At 66.5% G+C, this 19297-nt stretch carries 19 protein-coding genes and 1 tRNA gene; 12 read left to right on the top strand and 8 right to left on the bottom strand.

What is annotated here, in order from left to right; all coding sequences use genetic code 11:
* Nucleotides 1–42 precede the first annotated feature (42 nt).
* Nucleotides 43–411, top strand: a complete 369-nt coding sequence (locus ACTWPB_RS01055) for a nuclear transport factor 2 family protein (protein WP_446223893.1) — start codon at nt 43–45, stop codon at nt 409–411.
* A 150-nt stretch (nt 412–561) separates the two neighbouring features.
* On the opposite strand, the gene ACTWPB_RS01050 is transcribed toward ACTWPB_RS01055, so the two are convergent.
* Nucleotides 562–646, bottom strand: a tRNA-Ser gene (locus ACTWPB_RS01050).
* Nucleotides 647–728: 82 nt separating this feature from the next.
* On the opposite strand from ACTWPB_RS01050, the gene ACTWPB_RS01045 reads away from it, so the two are divergent.
* Complete coding sequence (locus ACTWPB_RS01045) at nt 729–1712, top strand: NAD(P)H-quinone oxidoreductase (RefSeq protein WP_446223892.1); 984 nt, start codon at nt 729–731, stop codon at nt 1710–1712.
* A gap of 79 nt (nt 1713–1791) precedes the next feature.
* Here the strand turns inward: ACTWPB_RS01045 and ACTWPB_RS01040 are convergent, their stop codons facing one another.
* Nucleotides 1792–2994, bottom strand: coding sequence for a cysteine desulfurase-like protein (locus tag ACTWPB_RS01040; protein ID WP_446223891.1), 1203 nt, complete (start codon nt 2992–2994; stop codon nt 1792–1794).
* An 86-nt stretch (nt 2995–3080) separates the two neighbouring features.
* Here ACTWPB_RS01040 and ACTWPB_RS01035 point away from each other — a divergent pair, with 86 nt between their 5' ends.
* The 4 genes from ACTWPB_RS01035 to glfT1 all read left to right on the top strand — a co-directional run bounded on the left by ACTWPB_RS01035 (nt 3081) and on the right by glfT1 (nt 6820).
* Nucleotides 3081–3656: a bacterial proteasome activator family protein gene (locus tag ACTWPB_RS01035; RefSeq protein WP_446223890.1), complete on the top strand. Its 576-nt coding sequence runs from the start codon at nt 3081–3083 to the stop codon at nt 3654–3656.
* A gap of 369 nt (nt 3657–4025) precedes the next feature.
* A complete protein-coding gene (gene wzm / locus ACTWPB_RS01030; RefSeq protein WP_446226549.1) occupies nt 4026–4853 on the top strand; it encodes a galactan export ABC transporter permease subunit Wzm/RfbD in 828 nt (275 codons plus the stop codon).
* 12 nt (nt 4854–4865) lie between these two features.
* Nucleotides 4866–5708 carry a galactan export ABC transporter ATP-binding subunit Wzt/RfbE gene (gene wzt / locus ACTWPB_RS01025; RefSeq protein ID WP_446223889.1) on the top strand — a complete coding sequence of 281 codons (843 nt, stop codon included), beginning with the start codon at nt 4866–4868 and terminating at the stop codon, nt 5706–5708.
* Nucleotides 5705–6820 carry a galactofuranosyltransferase GlfT1 gene (glfT1, locus tag ACTWPB_RS01020; RefSeq protein WP_446223888.1) on the top strand — a complete coding sequence of 372 codons (1116 nt, stop codon included), beginning with the start codon at nt 5705–5707 and terminating at the stop codon, nt 6818–6820. The genes wzt and glfT1 overlap by 4 nt, the downstream gene beginning before the upstream one ends.
* Before the next feature lie 295 nt (nt 6821–7115).
* On the opposite strand, the gene ACTWPB_RS01015 is transcribed toward glfT1, so the two are convergent.
* Nucleotides 7116–7619, bottom strand: a complete 504-nt coding sequence (locus tag ACTWPB_RS01015) for a hypothetical protein (protein WP_446223887.1) — start codon at nt 7617–7619, stop codon at nt 7116–7118.
* Nucleotides 7620–7899: 280 nt separating this feature from the next.
* On the opposite strand from ACTWPB_RS01015, the gene ACTWPB_RS01010 reads away from it, so the two are divergent.
* From ACTWPB_RS01010 to rsgA, 3 genes are all read left to right on the top strand, one after another.
* Nucleotides 7900–8811, top strand: a complete 912-nt coding sequence (locus tag ACTWPB_RS01010; protein WP_446223886.1) for a hypothetical protein — start codon at nt 7900–7902, stop codon at nt 8809–8811.
* Between the two features lie 208 nt (nt 8812–9019).
* Complete coding sequence (locus ACTWPB_RS01005; RefSeq protein WP_446223885.1) at nt 9020–9556, top strand: hypothetical protein; 537 nt, start codon at nt 9020–9022, stop codon at nt 9554–9556.
* A gap of 236 nt (nt 9557–9792) precedes the next feature.
* Nucleotides 9793–10824 (top strand): ribosome small subunit-dependent GTPase A, encoded by a 1032-nt coding sequence (rsgA, locus tag ACTWPB_RS01000; protein WP_446223884.1) that lies wholly within the window; start codon nt 9793–9795, stop codon nt 10822–10824.
* A gap of 133 nt (nt 10825–10957) precedes the next feature.
* On the opposite strand, the gene ACTWPB_RS00995 is transcribed toward rsgA, so the two are convergent.
* The 4 genes from ACTWPB_RS00995 to ACTWPB_RS00980 form a co-directional block, all read right to left on the bottom strand.
* A complete protein-coding gene (locus ACTWPB_RS00995; RefSeq protein WP_446223883.1) occupies nt 10958–11131 on the bottom strand; it encodes a hypothetical protein in 174 nt (57 codons plus the stop codon).
* Complete coding sequence (locus ACTWPB_RS00990; protein ID WP_446223882.1) at nt 11125–11910, bottom strand: GNAT family N-acetyltransferase; 786 nt, start codon at nt 11908–11910, stop codon at nt 11125–11127. The genes ACTWPB_RS00995 and ACTWPB_RS00990 overlap by 7 nt, the downstream gene beginning before the upstream one ends.
* Nucleotides 11911–11913: 3 nt before the next feature.
* Nucleotides 11914–13812, bottom strand: a complete 1899-nt coding sequence (locus tag ACTWPB_RS00985) for a glycosyltransferase (protein ID WP_446223881.1) — start codon at nt 13810–13812, stop codon at nt 11914–11916.
* A 109-nt stretch (nt 13813–13921) separates the two neighbouring features.
* Nucleotides 13922–14446, bottom strand: coding sequence for a GtrA family protein (locus ACTWPB_RS00980; RefSeq protein ID WP_446223880.1), 525 nt, complete (start codon nt 14444–14446; stop codon nt 13922–13924).
* A 229-nt stretch (nt 14447–14675) separates the two neighbouring features.
* Between ACTWPB_RS00980 and ACTWPB_RS00975 the strand changes: the two genes are divergently transcribed.
* Together ACTWPB_RS00975 and ACTWPB_RS00970 are read left to right on the top strand one after the other, a co-directional pair.
* On the top strand, nt 14676–15644 hold the full coding sequence (locus ACTWPB_RS00975; protein ID WP_446223879.1) for a glycosyltransferase family 2 protein: 969 nt from the start codon (nt 14676–14678) through the stop codon (nt 15642–15644).
* Nucleotides 15641–17164, top strand: coding sequence for a DUF2142 domain-containing protein (locus ACTWPB_RS00970; RefSeq protein ID WP_446223878.1), 1524 nt, complete (start codon nt 15641–15643; stop codon nt 17162–17164). Before ACTWPB_RS00975 ends, ACTWPB_RS00970 begins: the two co-directional genes overlap by 4 nt.
* 21 nt (nt 17165–17185) lie before the next feature.
* Here the strand turns inward: ACTWPB_RS00970 and rfbB are convergent, their stop codons facing one another.
* The gene (rfbB, locus tag ACTWPB_RS00965; protein ID WP_446223877.1) at nt 17186–18187 is read right to left on the bottom strand and encodes a dTDP-glucose 4,6-dehydratase; all 1002 of its coding nucleotides are present in this window, start codon (nt 18185–18187) and stop codon (nt 17186–17188) included.
* Nucleotides 18188–18511: 324 nt separating this feature from the next.
* Here rfbB and ACTWPB_RS00960 point away from each other — a divergent pair, with 324 nt between their 5' ends.
* The gene (locus tag ACTWPB_RS00960) at nt 18512–19210 is read left to right on the top strand and encodes a hypothetical protein (protein ID WP_446223876.1); all 699 of its coding nucleotides are present in this window, start codon (nt 18512–18514) and stop codon (nt 19208–19210) included.
* Nucleotides 19211–19297: the final 87 nt, after the last annotated feature.

Below are 19297 nucleotides of genomic sequence, written 5' to 3'. Positions count from 1 at the left end.
TCGCCCTGGTCCGGCTCGTTTCGACGAGCGAGGGAGACCGAGATGAGCACCGCGTCCAGTTCGGGATTCGATGCCGATGCACTGCGCCGCGGAATCGAAAGCCGCGATGCCGCAACACTGCTGACGCTCTACGCCGACGATGCCGAGATTCGCATGGTCGACCACCGCGACCAACCCAGCCATCCCCGCGTGATGCACGGCCGCTCGGCGATCAGCGCGATGTTCGACGACGTGTGCGCCAGGGAGATGACCCACTCCCTCGACAGTGTCCTGATCGACGGCGACCACATCGCCTTCGTGGAATCGTGCCGCTACCCGGACGGCACCCGCGTCCTGGCGCACTCGATGGCCAACCTGCGCGACGGCCGCATCGTCGACCAGACGTCGATCCAGGCGTGGGACGGAGAGTAGTCAGCGCCTTCCGGCGCGCCCAGCCTGATCACGAAAGAACATGGGTAACTCAGCGACAACAGCAAATTCGACCCACCGACAAGCCCCCGGCCGCGTCCCCACCTCCCCGGGTACCTGAATCTGGCCTGAATACCCGGAGAGGCGGAACAGCGGAGACGGAGGGATTTGAACCCCCGATGGTGTTACCCATGCTCGCTTTCAAGGCGAGTGCATTCGGCCGCTCTGCCACGTCTCCCTGCCCTGGATCGTAGCTGATCCGCAGATCGGTGGCGGCGTGGGTTCTCGTGCATGGCGCATGCGGGTGGAGGATTACCACCATGTATGCGATTCAACTGAATGGGTTCGGTGGGCCGGAGGTTATGGAGTGGGCCGTGGCGGTCGATCCGGAGCCGGGGCCTGGTGAGGTGCTCGTGGAAGTTGTTGCAGCGGGGGTTAATCGGGCCGATGTGATGCAGCGGAAGGGGTTCTATCCGCCGCCTGCCGGTGCCAGTTCGGTACTCGGGTTGGAGTGTGCGGGGACGATTGTGAAGTTGGGGGCGGGGGTCGAGGACTGGCAGGTCGGGGATCGGGTGTGTGCGCTGCTGGCAGGGGGTGGGTACGCGCAGTTGGTGGCGGTGCCGGTTACGCAGCTGTTGCCGATTCCGGCGGGGATGGATGCTGTCGCGGCCGCTGGATTGCCGGAGGTGGCGGCGACGGTGTGGTCGAACCTGGTGACGACGGCGGGTGTGCAATCGGGGCAGCTGGTGCTGATTCATGGTGGCGGTGGTGGGATCGGGACGCACGCGATCCAGGTGGCACGGTGGCTCGGGGCGCGGGTCGCGGTGACGGCCGGGTCAGACGAGAAGTTGGCCAAGTGCGCCGCGCTCGGGGCGGAGATCTTGATCAACTATCGGACCGAGGACTTCGTGGCGGTGGTCGCGAACCAGGGTGGCGCCGACGCGATCCTCGACAATATGGGCGCGAAGTATCTGGAGCGGAATGTGGCGGCGCTCGCGCCGCACGGGCAGCTGGTGGTGATCGGGATGCAGGGCGGCGTCAGCGGGACACTGAATATCGCCGCGCTGCTGAGCAAGTGGGGCACCGTCCACGCGACCAACGTGCGCAGCCGGCCGAGATCGGGGCCGGGAAGCAAGGCCGAGATCGTCGCGGCGGTCCGCGCGCAACTGTGGCCGCGGGTGGTCGCGGGCGAGATCGTGCCGGTGATCTCCGCCGAATTGCCGGTCACCGAGGCGGCCCGCGCGCACGAGATGCTCGACGAATCGCAGACCTTCGGCAAAGTGATTCTGCGGGTGCGGGAGTGAAACTTCGCTGAGCGGACACAAATCGCGGTAATAGTCGAAAATTCGACCTTTTCGACAAGAAGTGAACGACCAGCGCAGGTTATTCGAGCGAACTGAGGACGCGGCCGAGCTGGTCGATCTCGTAGCGGGTCGTATAGGGCGCCAGACCGATCGTCACCGCACCGCCCTCATCGTTCACACCGAGCGCGTCGAGCAGCCTGCTCCCGCCGTGTACACCGCTGACCGTGCCGATCCTGGCATCGGCCAGCTTGGCCGCCACCTTCTCCGCCTGCATCCCGGCCATGGTGAAACTGACCGTCGGGATGCGGGTGGAGGCGCGGCCGATCACAGTGAGGTTGTCGACCTTCTCCAGCACCTGCATGAGGTGGTCGAAGAGCTGGTCGTGGTAGTCCTGCAGCGAGGTGATCGACATCTCGAGGCGCTCGCGGCGGGTGCCGGCGGCGCGTTCGTCGAGTCCGGCGAGGAAGTCGATCGACTCGGTGAGCCCGGCGAGAAGCGCGTACTGATGCCCGCCCACTTCGAGGCGTTCAGCACCCTTGGCATAGGGGTTGAGGGACATCGAGGGGATGCGGTCGAGGAATGCGGGGTCGCGGAAAACCAGCGCACCCACCTGCGGGCCACCCCACGACGGTGCGCTCAGCGCGACCACGTCGGCATTGAGTTCGTCGATGTCGATCAGCGCGTACGGTGCCGCGCCGAACGCGTCGGCCACCAGCAAGCCGCCCACGTCGTGCACGCGGTCGGCCGCCACCCGGACACCGGGCGCCGAACCCACGATCGGCGAGGCCGCGGTGAGCGCGACCAGGCGCGCGGTGGGGCCGATCAGCTCCTCGAACTGCCATGACGGCATCTCACAGGTCTCGATCTCCACCTCGGCCCAGCGCACATGCGCGCCGTACCGGTTGGCGATGCGCAGCCACGGGGCCACGTTGGCCTCGTCGTCCAAGCGGGAGAGCACGATGCCGGTACCGAGCCCGAGGCGTGAGCTCAGCGATTCGGCCAGCCAGGCCAGCAGTACCGCGCGATCGGGACCGAGCACGACGCCGGCCGGATCTCCACCGACCAGATCGGCGACCGCTTCCCTGGCGGCGTCGAGGATCGCGCCGCTGCGCGATGCCGCACCGTGGCGGCCGATATGGGAAAACGAGGAGGTGCGGAAACCCGTTGAGACGGCACGCGATACCGAATCGGGAACCAGCATCCCCGCCTGCGGGTCCAGATGGATCCAGCCGTCGCCCAGGGACGGTATCAGGCCCCGAACCCTCGCGACGTCATAAGTCATGGTGGCCACTTTAAGGGCAGGGAGCCTCCCGGTGTAACCGCGTAGGGGTTTTAGCGCGAACCCGACACACACGCAATGATGGGGATATGACGCACTCGGAGGATGTCCCCGAATCCATCGTCGTGATCGGTCCCGACGGCCGTCCACTGACCGTGCCCGCCGACGCCGACAACGGGTCGGCGTTCACCGCGCAGGTCGTTCCCGACGACGAGAAGGCCGCGAGCGAGTCGGAGTCGCTCACCGACATGGTCGAGCAGCCCGCCAAGGTGATGCGCATCGGCACGATGATCAAGCAGCTGCTCGAGGAGGTTAGGGCCGCACCGCTGGACGACGCCAGCCGCACGCGTCTCAAGGAGATCCACAAGTCCTCGGTCCGCGAGCTCGAACAGGGCCTGGCCCCGGAACTGCGCGAGGAACTCGAACGCCTCACCCTGCCCTTCACCGACGACTCGGTGCCATCGGACGCGGAACTGCGCATCGCCCAGGCTCAGCTCGTCGGCTGGCTGGAGGGCTTGTTCCACGGCATCCAGACCGCGCTGTTCGCCCAGCAGATGGCCGCCCGCGCCCAGCTCGAGCAGATGCGCCAGGGTGCGCTTCCGCCGGGAATGCACGCGGCGGACTCCAAGGCAGGCGGCCATGTGGGCGGCGGTCAGTACCTCTAAGACCCCGCAGCGGCCAGCGGCCGAAACCGCCGAACACCCGGCGGCGGTCCCCGGCCGCAACCGCCGAAGGCGGGTTCGCGGCCCCGCCTCGATCTGGACTGACCGGAGGGTGCGACGAAGGAGTACCCGGAGGGAGGGAAGATCGAGGCAACCAGGGCCGCGAACACCCGGCGCCAGCCGGGAAACAACACTGTAAGGTCGGGGACCGTGCCCGCCGCTGCCGCTCGTCCCGAATCGGTCTCCGATGAGGCTGACGTGCGTACCGAAGAGAGCCCCGTGCATTCCGAAGACACTCCCACCGGCGCAGAGCTAGCCGAAGCCGCCGCTGCCGAGCACACCACCGACGCGCCGCTGCTGGTGAAGACGCCGATGGTGTCGGATTCGCAGACCTTCGGGCGTGCGTTCAAGGACATGCGCGACGGTCTACATCAGCGCGAGCTGTGGTTGTCGCTGGGCTGGCAGGACATCAAGCAGCGCTATCGGCGTTCGGTGCTCGGTCCGTTCTGGATCACCATCGCGACCGGTTTGCAGGCGCTGGCGATGGGGCTGCTGTATTCGACGCTGCTGGATCAGCCGATCAGCGAATACCTGCCGTATGTGACTGTCGGTCTGATCGTGTGGAACGTCATCAGTGCCTCGATTCTCGAGGGCTCCGATGTGTTCATCGCCAATGAGGGACTGATCAAACAGTTGCCCTCGGCGCTGAGCGTGCACGTCTATCGCCTGGTCTGGCGCCAGTTCCTGTTCTTCGTCCACAATGCGGCGATCTACGCGGTGCTGGTGGTGGCGTTCTCGATCTGGCGTGATCTGGACTTCTCGATCCTGCTGGTGATCCCCGCGATCCTGCTGCTGTTCCTCAATGCCATGTGGGTGACGATCGTGTTCGGCATCTTCTCCACCCGCTACCGCGATATCGCCCCGATCCTCGGCTCGATGACGCTGATGCTGTTCGTGCTGACCCCGGTGATGTGGTCGACGAAGGCGCTGGAGAACTCGGTCGGCGGCGCGGGTGACCGAGCCAAGCTCCTCGAGATCATCCCCACCTACCACTACCTGGAAATCGTGCGCGCTCCCCTGCTCGGTGAGCCCTCGGAATGGCATCACTGGGCGGTGGTCATCGCTATCACCGTCGTCGGCTGGGCCGTCGCGATCCTGGCGCTCAAGCAGTACCGTGCCCGCGTCCCGTACTGGGTTTAGGAGCAGTTCTCGATGAGCCGTGTGAGTATCGAAACCCATGAGGCGTGGGTCGAGTTCCCGATCTTCGACGCCAAGTCGCGGTCGCTGAAGAAGGCGTTCCTCGGCAAGGCGGGCGGCGCTATCGGGCGCAACAGCTCCGATGTGGTGGTGGTCGAGGCGCTGCGCGACATCAACCTGTCGCTCAAAGAAGGCGACCGGGTCGGCCTGGTCGGCCACAACGGCGCGGGCAAGTCGACACTGCTTCGCCTGCTGTCGGGCATCTACGAACCCTCGCGCGGCAGTGCGCGCATCCGCGGCCGGGTGGCCCCGGTGTTCGACCTCGGCGTCGGCATGGACCCGGAGATCTCCGGCTACGAGAACATCATCATCCGCGGCCTGTTCCTCGGGCAGACGCGCAAGCAGATGATGGCCAAGATCGACGAGATCGCCGATTTCACCGAGCTGGGCGAATACCTGTCGATGCCACTGCGCACCTACTCCACCGGCATGCGGGTGCGGCTGGCGATGGGTGTGGTGACCTCGATCGACCCCGAGATCCTGCTGCTCGACGAGGGCATCGGCGCGGTCGACGCGGAGTTCATGAAGAAGGCCCGCACGCGGCTGCAGTCGCTGGTCGCGCGGTCGGGCATCCTGGTGTTCGCCAGCCATTCCAATGAATTCCTCGCCCAGCTCTGCGATACCGCGATGTGGATCGACCACGGTCAGATCCGCGAACAAGGCGGGATCGAGGAGGTTGTGCGAGCGTATGAAGGGCCCGAGGCGGGTAATCACGTGGCACAGGTGCTGCGCGATCTGGAAACCGAGGGCGCTGACGGCGCGGCGGGCGAGAAGAAGCTGGAGCAGAATCAGGTATGAGCGGTCAACGTGACGAGGCTGCCCCGGCTGCCGTGCCGGGTGGGTTCAGCATGACCGACCGCCTCGAGGCGACCGCGGCACCCGTCGAACCCGCCGCCGCCCCGGCCGATGACGCGGTGCTGCCCGACGAACCGGCGCCCGCGCAGATCGTCGCGCTGGCTGACGACGCGGAACTGCCCGCGGGCGCCGAACCAGCCGACATCACGACCGACACCGGCCCGAACGCGCGGATCATCGCGGTGGTCGTCACGCACAAGCGCCGTGAGCTGCTCGCCGAGTCGTTGAAAGTGCTTGCCTCGCAGTCACGTCCGGTCGACCATCTGATCGTCGTCGACAACGCCAACGAGGACGCGGTGGCCGAGTTGGTCGCGCAGCAGCCGATCGAGGCCACCTACCTGGGCTCACGCCACAACCTCGGCGGCGCGGGCGGTTTCGCGCTCGGCATGCTGCACGCGCTCACCCAGGGCGCGGATTGGGTGTGGCTTGCCGATGACGACGGGCGCCCCGACGGGCCCGAAGTGCTTGCGACACTGATCGATTGCGCGCGCAGGCACAACCTGGTCGAGGTGTCGCCGGTGGTCTGCGATATCGACGAACCGGATCGTCTCGCGTTCCCGCTGCGCCGCGGTGTGGTGTGGCGGCGGCTGCGTTCGGAGCTCGGTGACGAGGACTTCCTGCCGGGTATCGCCTCGCTGTTCAACGGCGCGCTGATCTCGGCGAAGGCCGTCGACCTGATCGGCGTGCCGGATCTGCGGCTGTTCGTGCGTGGCGACGAGGTGGAGGTGCATCGCCGCTTGGTCCGCTCCGGGCTGCCGTTCGGCACCTGCCTGCAGACCGCCTACCTGCATCCCAACGGCGCCGAGGAATTCAAGCCGATCCTGGGCGGGCGCATGCACACCCAGTACCCGGACGATCCGGTCAAGCGCTACTTCACCTATCGCAACCGCGGCTACCTGATGTCGCAGCCCGGTATGCGCAAGCTGTTGCCGCAGGAGTGGATCCGGTTCTCCTGGTTCTTCCTGGTGACCCGACGTGATCCGGCGGGTCTGCGTGAATGGTTCCGGCTGCGCTCGCTCGGCCGCAACGAGCAGTTCGGCAAGCCGGACAGCTAGGGCAGCCTGACGGGGAGGCCCGGAGTGAACTGCGGCCCTCGATCACCTTTCTCTCCCGCGATGGTCAAACGATGGTTGGCGCGAATCGACGGCAGTAGCTGACCGCAGGGACACTGTCACGGCGCGGACTCAACCGCGATCAAGACCGGTCCGTTACGGCGATAGACCTCCGTGACGCGGTCATTCCCGGACTGAGCCTCGGTCTCGAATCGCCATCCGGTCACACAGACCATGTCTGTACCTGCACCAGACCCTCCGCGTGAAACATGACGTACGTCACATCAAGTTCGTCATGTCACGGAGGAATTATGACAACCGAACCTGCGATGGTGCGCGGCCGACTGTGTCGTTGCAGTCCACCAACCACGCTAGAGAACGATATGAACGACCGCCGCAACAGGCGGCCGCGCATGGGCAGGACCGTTGCCGGTGGTCTGTTCGTCGCCGCAGCCTGGCTGGCATTGGGCGCAACGACCGGCACACCCCAGGCCGACGCCGCGCCGACCGCAGGCCCGAGCAATGGGGTCACGCAGAAACCGGTGAAGCCGGCGAAGCCGACCGGGGCATCGAAGCCGGCGAAGCAGACCGGAGCAACAAAGCAGACGAAGCAGACCGGAGCAACGAAGCCGGCGAAGCAGACCGGAGCAACGAAGCAGACCGGAGCAACCGGTAGGTCTGATGCAACCGGAAAGACCGCAACCACCGGAAAATCCAAGAAAGCAACCAGCCCCACCAACGAATCCAAGGTAGCCGGAACAACCAGGAAGACACCCGGTGACCGGTCGAATCGGTCTGTCATACAGCAAGGTAAGCGCGCGCTCGACCAGGCTTCTGACGCGCGATCCGACGTGCGCCAGGTAGCTGGTCGCGAACCGCTCCCGGAAGGGAAGTCTCGACCGGGAGCAGTCATCGGCGCGGTCCGTAATGGCGCCGGAGCGGCCACGAACGGGCTCCGGGCGTCGGGTCCAGCCGCCGCTCGCTATACCACCGTCCGCGACAGCGTCGAGAAAGCCGCCAAGAAGATGCCCGGCGGGCGGGTTGCGGGTCAGGCCGCGGCGGCCTCGGGCCGTGGTATCGCAATGGTTGCCCAGCGTGCGGGACATTCCGGCAGCCGCGTGGCCGGCGCAACACCGAACCCGGTGAAAAATGCGGTGGCCCGGATCACTCCTGGGGGTGCAGGCCGGGTGCCCGGCCAGATCCAGGGCGCTGTCCAGGCCGGTCGCGACGCCTATCGCGCCGCCAAGGTAGCCGATCAGCTGGCCGGCCCACGCGCGAAGATCTACAGCAACGGCTTGGCGGCCAAGGATGCCCGCAGCCGGGTCCGCAGTGGCGAGGGTGGCCGGATCGCGGCCGCCCGCGACTATGCCTCCGCCCGCACGGCTCAGTTCGGTGGTGCGGTCGACCTCGCCCGAGCAGCCAAAGATAGCCGTAAGGGAATTCCTGCCGCAGTCCGGACCGCTGACCGCGCCGAGCGCGCCTACAGTGGCGTGGTACGCCCCGCGGTAACACGGATATCCACCAAGGCCCAAGGTCCCGCACGCACCGTGACCCGCGCGGCGAGCGGGACTGCCGCCCGTCTCGGCGGGGCAGTGTCAAGCGTTACCCGGCGAGGCAGTAACAGCACAAATGGCGCGGTCGCTGCACCCAAGGGATCCAAGGTGCAGCGTGGGAACCCCAGGCTCAACCAGGCCGCTACAAGTAAGCCTGTTACTACGGGGCTGAAGTATCTGGGTCGCGCAGGCGTCGCCGGCACACTCGTGGCGGGGGGATATGAGCTCTCCCGCGGTGCGCCGGTTCCGGAAACGGTCGGCAAGACCGGCGGTGCATTGGCGGGCGGTCTCGCCGGGGCCAAGATCGGAGCAGCCGTCGGGTCGTTGGGCGGACCTGCCGGTGCCGTCGTCGGCGGGGTGGCCGGTGCTGTGGTCGGCGGGGTTGTCGGATCGAAGGCCGGTGCAAAGATCGGGGGCGCGATACGCCGAGCGTTTGATTGATTCAAAGAAGGCCGGTCCGCCCACGAACGAGTGGGCGGGCCGGCCTCGTTCTCGTGGTTCTTCCCGGTGACCCGGCGCGACCCGGCCGGGCTCGAGGAATGGTTCCGGCTGCGCTCGCTCGGGCGCAACGAGCACTTCGGCAAGCCGGACCAGGCCCGGGCTAGTTCCTTCTGGGAACGACGCGCCGTTGCGGCCTACGCTGCGGATCGTGACCTCGAGAAAGAGTTTCGCATCCGCCGCCGCGACCGTGCTCGCGGGCGCCGCGCTCTGTCTCGCCGCACCCGGCACCGCCAAGGCCGCCGACCCGTGCCAGCTCGGCTGGTCCAATGTCGGCCCACGCTCCTGCGTGATGAACGAACTACGGACCGCCCCGGTGGCGACCCTCGGTCACGGCGTCTGCATCGGCATCCTGAACGTGGCGGGCACGGCGTTCGACGGCCCGCTCATGGCCCCGAGCGTGGCACCCGGCGCCACCAACAGCATCGCCCTGCGCGTGTCACAGGGCTTCTCCCCACTCGGCAACTGGGCGCCCACCCTGCTTGCCTGTGATGTGAACGTCATCGTCGACTGGAAGAACCTGGACAGCGGCGCCGCCGGCTCGGTGACCCGCTTCATCCCGGCTGGCAGCACCAGCACCTACCCCGTGCAGGACCTGATGGTCGGCACGGGTCCCGGCCGGGTCCAGCTCACCATCCGCACCGACAAGGCCAACATCCCACAGTCGACGGAGGTCTTCGTGCGCTGATCCTCGCCGCTGGTCGGGGCGTGATCGTAGCGGCCGGAAAATAGGTTGCGGGGTCCCGCCGTGGTCGGGCAGTGTGGATTCGAACGTTGGAGAGGAGGTGGATGTCCGTGAGTACACACGTGTGGATTGCCGTGACCGGGGGGCGTGAGTGCGCGCCCGCCCAGGTCGCTCCGGACATCACCTCTGCTCGCTGAACCCGTCGTTCGGGTTCGGCACCCGACGAAGGATTCCCCATCATGGTCGACTACGACCTGCTCGTCCCTTACGGCTGGACCGAAGCCGTAGCTGCTGAATATCTGCCGCTGGTCGGCGATCTCGTTCCTGCTCGCATCGTGCGGATGGATCGCAGTGAATGCGATGTGGTCACGCCGAGCGGACCGGCGAGAGCCTCCTGCCCGCGCGACATCACCGGACTGTGTACCGGTGACTGGGTCGGTATCGATGCCGAAGCCACTGTGCGACAACTGCTCCCACGGCGCTCGGCGATCATGCGATCGTCGGTGTCCGGGCGTTCGGTGGCTCAGGTGCTGGCCACCAATGTGGATACCGTGCTGATTTGTTCGGCCGCCGACGGCGATGTCGATCTGGGGCGGATCGAGCGGATGCTCGCGCTCGCGTGGGAGAGCAACGCTCAGCCGGTGGTCGTGCTGACAAAAGCCGATGCAGCGGAATATCTTCCGCTCGATGAAGTGCGTGCGGTGGCGCCTGGCGCAACGGTTGTCGCCGTGAGTGCCGCTGCCGCGGTCGGTCTCGAGGTGCTCACCGCGGTGCTCAGCGGCACGGTCGCCCTGATCGGACCGTCCGGGGCGGGCAAGTCCACCCTCGCCAACGCACTACTCGGCGCGGAAGTGTTCGCCACCAACGCCGTTCGCGCGGTGGACGGCAAGGGAAGGCACACCACCGTGCATCGCGAACTGCGACCGCTCCCCGGCGGCGGCACCCTCATCGACACCCCCGGCCTGCGCGGCATCGGCCTCTACGATGCCGCCGACGGCATCGGCAAGACCTTCAGCGACATCGAATCCCTCGCCGCTGATTGCCGTTTCGCCGACTGTGCCCACGAAACCGAACCCGGCTGCGCCGTCCAAGCCGCCCTCGCCGACGGCACCATCACCGAACGCAGGCTGACCAGCTATCGCAAGCTGGCCAGGGAGAACGAGTGGATGGCCGCCCGCACCGACAAACGCCTGGCCGCCGAACGCGAACGAGTGTGGCGAGATATCTCCAAGCAGCACCGCAAGCAATATCGCGAACGCGGCCGTCGCTGAGGTCACCGCTCGGCCTGTCGTAGATCACGACATCATGGCGCGGGCTACGGTGCTGCGGTGATCCGAATCAGGGTCGCTACGGCAAGCCACCTCACCTCGGCCACACCGCCGATAACGCGTGCTGGACAATTGATCACCAGGCCACCAGGGAGACATCGCCCGAGAGCGAAAATCCCTGATGGCCTGATGATCTTGATCTGACGTGTTCGTTTCGGGATACGGTGGCCTGGGCGAGGTCGATGAGGTAGTCGATGGTGCCGGAGTCGGAGCCGAAGTGGCTGCCGGCGTAGTAGCGGTAATTCACCATGAGGCGGCCGTCGTCGACAGGTACCGCGAGCGCGGGCGGGTCTCCGCTCGTGACCAACTGTGGTCGATCGACAGCAGGCCGCCGATCGTGCGCAACTCGCTGCCGGACAGGGCCAGGGTCCAGCGGTTCTCCGGACCGTGGCCGAGGTATTCCTTGACATAGATCGTCCGGAATCGCGCGGTGATCACCCGGCCGTCCGGCAGCAGGATGAACGGCACCTCGCCTTCGGCGTACAGGCCACCGGGCTGCGGATCGTCGCGGAGTTCGGTGTGCCACATATCGTTGAGTCGCGGTGCGGGCCAGCCTTTTTCGGCGGCCTCCGCACGCAGGGACGACCAATGCTCGGCACGGCGCCGCTCGTAGGCGAAGTCGATGACCTCGGCGCCGAGATAGCGCTCCACTGTCGTGAACACATCCGGGCCGGCCTGGTTGGGCTCGTTCACCGGCACTCCGGCTGCGCGCGCTACCTCCTGCAATCCGGCCAGGAGGGCGGCGCCCGCACCGGTGCCGCGCGCCGTCTCGGTGATCGAGAACTCCGAGATCCGTAGCCCGCCCGGCCCCCACGCGGCCGGTTGGAACAAGTCGTAGGTCGCGAAGCCAACTGGTGTTTCGGCGTCGACGATCAGCAGCACCGGCCGCCCGGCTTGTTCGGCTACCCGCCGCACGCGACGCACGATATCGGCCGGACGGCGCACCTCGAAGTGCGCGTGCAATTCGGTGAGCAGTCCGTCGGCCGCCTCCGCGTCAGCGGCGGAGGCGGGCCGGACGAAACGGGTCATAACTCAGCTCGGGTCGATGCCGTACAGACGCGCCCAGTTCTCACGACTCGTGAGTTCCGGTACGGCACTGCGGTATTCGGCCTGCAACGCGGGCAGTTGCTTGCGGAGCTTGCGCAGGGTGCGGTAGGTGCGGATGAGCAGGGCGCGGGCGCGGGCCTTGTCGCGACGGCGCACGCGGACGCCGGACTGGGAGGCATCGGTGACGACCACGTGGTCGAACAGGCCGATGTGCCACCAGTGCGCGTCCTCGCGGGTGACCCCGATGATGCCGGGCTGGGTGCGGCCGGTCCACTGGGCGATCGCGCGCTTGATCAGCACCAGGGTGACGCGGCTCGGTTCGCCGCCGGCCCGGCGCACGGAGATCTCGGCGGAGTTCACCGGCGGGGTGGCCGCGGGGTGCTTGATGGTCTCGGGGTAGTCGTTGCGAGTGCTGCGGGCGGCGGCCAGCGCGTCGATACCGCCGTCGCGCAACGCCTTCGGGCCCTTCATGAAGTCCTCGATGCCCTGCAAGGTGGTGTGCACGAGGCCGTACTGCATGGCGACGAGGTGCTCGGCGATGGAGCGGAAGAACTCGCGCGTGATCGCCTTGCCGTCGAGATCGGTGTGCAGGGCGCCGACGATGAGCGAGTTACGGGTGGAGAAGTAGCGCGCCCAGTCGTCGTAGTCCTTCCAGTAGAAGTCGGCGTGCCAGACGGCGGCGTTGGGCAGGGTGACGGTGACGAAACCGTGCTCGCGCGCCCGGATGCCGTACTCGACGTCGTCCCACTGGAAGAAGATCGGTACCGGCAGGCCGATCTTGGCGACTACCTCGGCCGGGATCAGGCAGGTCCACCAGGCGTTGTAGCCCGCGTCGACCCGACGCTCCTGGTTCTTCTTGAGCATGGAGGTGTTGCGCAGCGCCTTCGGCACCTTCTGGCCGTGCTCGAGCTCGTGCAGGTGCACTTCCTCCGCGCCGACATTGAGGTAGTCCGGGTTCAGGAGGAACAGCATCTGCGCGCCGACCAGGGTCGGCTCCACGGTCAGGTTGGCGAACGCCTGCAGGCGCAGGACGGTCTCGGGCTCGCAGAGGATGTCGTCGTCCATCAGGATGACGTCGGCGTGCTCGTTGGCCGCCGACACCTCGTACAGGCCACGGGTGAAGCCGCCCGCACCGCCGAGGTTGGGCTGACGGATGTAGCGCAGCTTGTCGCCGAAATCGGGACGGACCTGCTGGAACAGCGGACGGTCTTCGACCAGGTCGGTGCCCTGGTCGACGACGTACACCGCGTCGATCGCGGCAAGCACGGTCGAGTCCGAGGCCAGCGCGGCGACGGTGTGCGCGCAGTCCTCGGCCCGGTTGAAGGTGCAGATCGCGATGGCGACCGGGCGCACCTTCTCGGGCGCCTGCGCGGTCCAGGCGAGCTCGGTGATCGCGAGTTCGCCCCCGACGGCATCGAACTCGAGCCACAGCGCGCCACCGTCGACATACTGATCCAGCGGCGCGGTGAGCGAGACGTACCCGCTGCTGGTCGCCACCAGCGAGGCGATGATCCGGCGGTGCCCGGCGATATCGGAGGCGACCAGACGCACATTGGCTTTCCCGCCGACCGTCAGCTGAGCGCCGACCGACACCTCGGTGACAGTGGTCCAGCGCTGCCAGTAGCTGGCGGCGAGCCGACCGAAGTAGGTATTGGTATGCGCGGTCGCACCCTTGGGCAGGTGCAGCGAGTGCCGCTCGCGGACCGCGGCACCCCCCTTGACGACGGCATAGAGGTCGTCGCTCACCCGCGCCGACGGTCCGGTGAAGATGCCTCGGGCCAGCACGAGCCGCTCGGGCGCTGAGTGTTCGCCCCGCAGCGATGCGGGCGCGGCCTCGCGCCGATCGTTCGATTCGGTCACGGCTTTGGTAGCCGACTGCTCCATGAAGTCCTCGAAATTCTCGGTATCGACTGCGCCGGCGCAGGGAGTCACGTGAAAGTGGGCGTCGCGGCGGGCGGGGCGAGGATATCAATCGCCCGGCGCCCTCGCGTGGTCAGTGAGGTGTAGCCGCACCCCGCGCGTGTTGCTCACCGCTTGCCGATGAGCCGGTGAAAACGAACTTGCTGTAGGCCCAATAGCGGAATACGACCGCCATGGTCTGGCCGATAACGGTGGCGGAAATGTTGTCCGCCAGCGGTGACGACAGGTCGAGCACATAACGGGAAAACCCGAGGCAGCCGAGTTGCAGGAGGATCGCTGCCACATTGACGATCGCGTACAGAAGATATTCCCGACCGGGGCTGTCGGACTTGCGATGGGAGTAGGTCCACCACTTGTTCCCGAAGTAGGTAACCACCGTCGCCACCACGATCGCGATGATCTTGGCGAGCAGCGGCGAGTGATAGAGCACACCCTCGGAGAGGGAGAATCCCCCATCCCAGAACACCAACAGGTTGTAAGTCCCCGCGTCGACGAGAAACCCGATCGCCCCGACAACAAGGAACGCCGCACCCTGCCGCAACCCCGCTACCACCTTCGACACGAAGGGAACAGCAGGCGGTTCAACTGATTGCGACACGCCCCTGACGGTAGCCAACCACCACCCCGACCCCTAGGGAGGGTCGGCCACGAAGTGGCCGGTTCGCGGCCGGGTCGCCGGTTAGCCGCCGTTGCGCAGGCGACGAAGGAGCAAGCAACGGTGGCTAACCGGCGACCCCTCAGGGCCGCGAACACGCGGCGCCCGCGCCGCCAATAATGCTGTAGCCTCCCGGTGTCCCACTGCTGCCTAACTCCGAGGATTGACCCGGGTGGACTCCACCGAGCTTCGCATTGCCGCCGTGGTCCCCTGCCACAATGAAGAGGCCGCGGTCGCCAAGGTCGTCGCCGACCTCAAAGCCGCCGTGCCGGGGATCGTCGTCTACGTCTACGACAATCTGAGCACCGACCGCACCGCCGAATGTGCCCGCGAGGCCGGGGCGATCGTGCGCTACGAGAACACCAAGGGCAAGGGCAATGTCGTGCGCCGCGCCTTCGCCGATATCGAGGCCGACGTCTATCTGATGATCGACGGCGACGACACCTACGAGGCGTCGGCTGCTCCGCTGATGATCAAGACGCTGCTCGATGGCCCCTACGACCACATTCTCGGCGTGCGCAAGCAGGACGACGCCGATGCCAGCGCCTACCGCAGCGGTCACGAGACCGGCAACAAGGTGCTCAACGGCGTGGTCGGCAAGGTCTTCGGCGAGAACGTCGAAGACATGCTGAGTGGATTCCGGGTGTTCTCGCGCCGGTTCGTGAAGAGCTTCCCCGCCGTGTCGCGGGAATTCGAGATCGAGACCGAGCTGACCGTGCATTCGCTGCACCTGCGCGTGCCGCAGACCTCGGTGTCCGTCGGTTTCCGTGACCGCCCCGCAGGCAGCGAATCCAAGCTGCGCACCTACCGCGACGGCACCAAGATCCTCGCGCTGATCCTCGGCCTGGCCCGCCACGAACGCCCGGTCGCGTTCTACGGCCTGTTCGGCACCCTGGCCTGGCTGATCTCGGTCATCCTGACCGTGCCGATCGTGATCGAGTTCTACAACACCCACGAGGTGGCGCGGTTCCCGACGCTGTTCCTTGCCTTCACCCTGCTGCTGCTCGGCAGCCTGGCCTGGACCGCCGGGCTGATTCTCGACGGTATCCGCCGCTCGCGTCATGAGACGGCGCGACTGGTCTACCTGCGTTACACGGCCGCCGGGGTTAGCGAGGACGTCGCGGCCGGTGAGCGTCGGTGACCACTACTACCGAGCCGGAGACGACTGCCGAACTCAGCAAGACCCCCGCGCGTAAAGATCGGGCGCTGGCGCCGGTGCGGGCGCTGACCCAGCGCTTCGGCGCCGCGACGGTCGCGTTCGCGATGGTCGCGACCGTGTTCGGTGCCGTGTTCGCCGTGCTCACCCCCGCCTTCTGGGGCCACGACGAGATCACCCAGTTCGGCCGCGCCTACCAGGTCGCGCACGGCGGCGTGTTCCCGCAGCGCATCGTCGACGATCGCGGTGTGGCCTACGGCGGGCAGATTCCGGTCAGCGTCGACACGCTGATGGGCTACGCGTTCCGCGACTACAACGACAACCCCGAAGAGCCCGACGCGATGGTGGCCGACCCCGGCGCCTACGACCGGCTCGGCTCGGCCGAGATCTCCTCGGCGACGCGGCAGATGTGGTTCACCAACACGGCCGCCTACTCGCCGGTGCCGTATGTGCCCGCGGCCGTTGGCATTCGGCTGGGCGAGGCGCTCGGCCTCAATGTGGGTGGCATGTATTTGCTGTCGCGGTTCGCTGGGCTGGTGGCCTATCTGGCGGTTGCCGGATTCGGTCTCTACGCGCTGCGCGAGCGGCGTAGCCAGTGGCTGGTATTCACCGTCGCGGTGCTGCCGATCGCGCTGTTCCAGGCGGGCACTGTCACCGCGGATACGCTCACCAACGCACTCGCCATCATGGTCTCGGCCCTGCTGCTGAAAGCGCTGTTCGTCGGTGATCGATTGCGCCCGGTGGAAACCGCCGCGCTGCTCGCCGCGACAATCGCGCTGCCGCTGAGTAAGCCGACCTATGTGCTGCTGGCGATGCTCGTTGTGGTGGTGCCTGCCGACCGGCTCGGTTTCGCCGGAAAGCTGAAATTCGTCCCGTGGGCATTCGCGGTGACGGGTGGAGTACTTTTTCTCGCCTGGACGAAGATCGCGGCGCCCACCGGCGAGGGCATGGGCCTGATGCGCCCGCCGCACCAGTGGGGCCAGGTACGCCCCGGCGATCAGCTGAAGGGAATCCTGAGCGACCCGGTGCAATTCGTGCACGTCTTCGGCGAGAGCATCGCGCTGCGCGATCATCGCTGGTTCAACCAGTTCTTCGGTGAACTCGGTTTCGCGTATGTGGACGTGCCTGCGATTTCGATGTTGGCGTGCCTGCTCGCCTTCGCGGTGAGTTTCGGCATCATCGACCGAATGAGCACTGCCACAGCCACTTTCCGTCGTACCCTGATCGTGGCGCTGACGGTGCCCGCGAGTGTGGCGATGATCTACGTGACGCTGTACATGTCGTTCACGCCGGTCGATTTCTATCTCATCGACGGTGTGCAGGGCCGGTATTTCGTGCCGCTGGCGATCCTGGGGCTGGCTGTACTCGCACGGATCGTGCCGCTGCGGCTGACGAATTCCGAGGGCGTAATTCCGGCCCGCGGGACGGCGATCACTGTCGCTTGCGCGTCTACCTTCGCGCTGATCGCCACCGCCGCAACGTATTACACCGTCGTCTGGGGATAATTCCCCAGACGACGGCGGGGATTACAGCGTCTTCTCGCCCGCGGCCGCGTAGGCGCGTTCGGTATCGGCCTTTTTCGGTCGCCACCAGTTCTCGTTGTCGCGGTACCAGGCGACGGTGTCGGCCAGGCCGGCCCGGAAGTCCGCGTAGCGCGGTGCCCAGCCCAGTTCCGCGCGCAGCAGGGTCGCGTCGATGGCGTAGCGCTGGTCGTGGCCTGGGCGATCCGTCACGTGATCGAAGTCGGTGGGCTCGCGATCGAAAGCTTGCAGGATGAGCTGGACGACGGTCAGGTTATCGAGCTCGCCTTGCGCGCCGATGAGATAGGTCTGCCCCGTGCGGCCGCGCTCGAGAATGTCCCAGACCGCGCGATTGTGGTCGTCGACGTGAATCCAGTCGCGCACCTGATGGCCTGCGCCATACAGACGCGGACGCACACCGTCGATCAGATTGGTGATCTGGCGGGGGATGAATTTCTCCACATGCTGATACGGGCCGTAATTGTTCGAGCAGTTCGACAGGGTCGCGCGGACCCCGAAAGACCTGGTCCAGGCGCGTACCAGCATGTCGCTGCCCGCTTTGGTCGCCGAATAGGGGCTCGACGGGTTGTAGGCGGTGGATTCGGTGAAGCCCGGCTCGTCGGGGGTGAGGTCGCCGTACACCTCGTCGGTGGAGACGTGGTGGTAGCGCACATCGTGGCGGCGCACCGCTTGCAGCAGCGAGTAGGTGCCGACGATATTGGTCTGCACGAACGGCCACGGCTCGGCCAGGGAGTTGTCATTGTGGGATTCGGCCGCGAAATGCACGACCGCGTCCACCCCGCTGACGAGGTTGTCGACCAGATCGAGATCGGCGATATCGCCGTGCACGAATTCGATCCGGTCGGCGACCGGATCCAGCGACGCCCGATTGCCCGCGTAAGTGAGCGCGTCGAGCACGGTCACTTGGACATCCGGGCGCGTGGCCACGGTCTGCTGGACGAAATTTGCACCGATGAACCCGGCCCCGCCGGTTACGAGCACTCGCACTCGGTCAACGATACGTGCATTCCGTCGGCCTTCAGGACGAAAGTGCCGCCGTTATGCGTTGCTGGAACGTCACTGACCTGTGACTCGGCCTATATTTGCACAGTGATCTCCGTCACATTACCTGAAGGTAAGTTAAGACTCAGGGTTGGTTTTCCTGAGAAAAACCCCGGTCAACGCTCAGGTTTCTAGCAGCGCACCAGCATCGGAGTATCAACGGTGAACAAAACTTGAACTAACAGTCACAGCAGGTTCACCTCTGGTTAGCTGCGGCAGCTTTTGATCTACGAGTCCCCTCCGCACGCTCCAAACTTGAGGTTCACCAAAATGCTGATGAGGAAATTCGCCGCCACGTCGGCGCTGCTGATCGCTGCCATGGGCGTCACCGCCGGCACTGTCAACGCCGCGCCGGTCGAAGAGGCCGCCCCGATCAACTACACCGCCGAGGTTGTCGACGGTTCCAAGTCCGTCATCACCACCGACGCCGGCTCGATGGTCGTCGAAGATGGTGTCTTCAAGATCAAGGCTGCCAACGGCACCACCGTTGCGGGCACCGAGCTGAAGTTCAAGGTCGACGAGTTCGAGTTCCCGATCGCCGCCGATATCTCGGGTAACACCGCGACCCTGACCCCGACTCTGGACCCGGCCAAGGCTGTCTACAAGCCCGTCGCGCTTCCTTACGAGGACAAGGCTCCCTGGAAGACCGAGTACGAGCGTGAGCAGGCTGCCTGGAGCCGTCTGACCTCCACCATCTCCATGGGCGCCACCATCGGCACCCTCGTCGGCGGCATCGGTGGCGCCGCCCTCGGCTGCGTCGTCGGCGCCGGCGTCGGCTTCGTTGCGACTACCCCACTGCTGCTGATGTTCGGTGCAGGCCCGCTCGGTGGCTGCCTCGTCGGCGCATCGTTGACCGGCTTCATCGGCGTGGTGGCCGGCCAGCTGTTCGTGACCGGGCCGGTCGCGATCGCTGCTGCGATCCAGTACTTCACCACGATCAACCAGCCCTTCACCCCCCCGGCCAAGTAATTTCGCCGTAGGACGAAGGTAAAGCGGCCCCCGCCCGGAGAAATCCGAGCGGGGGCCGCTGTCGCGTTTCCGGACCAAGGGCCCAGG

The organism is Nocardia sp. IBHARD005, from assembly GCF_052814245.1.
The sequence above is the reverse complement of the archived record's forward strand: the minus strand, read 5'-3'. Positions and strand labels throughout refer to the sequence as shown.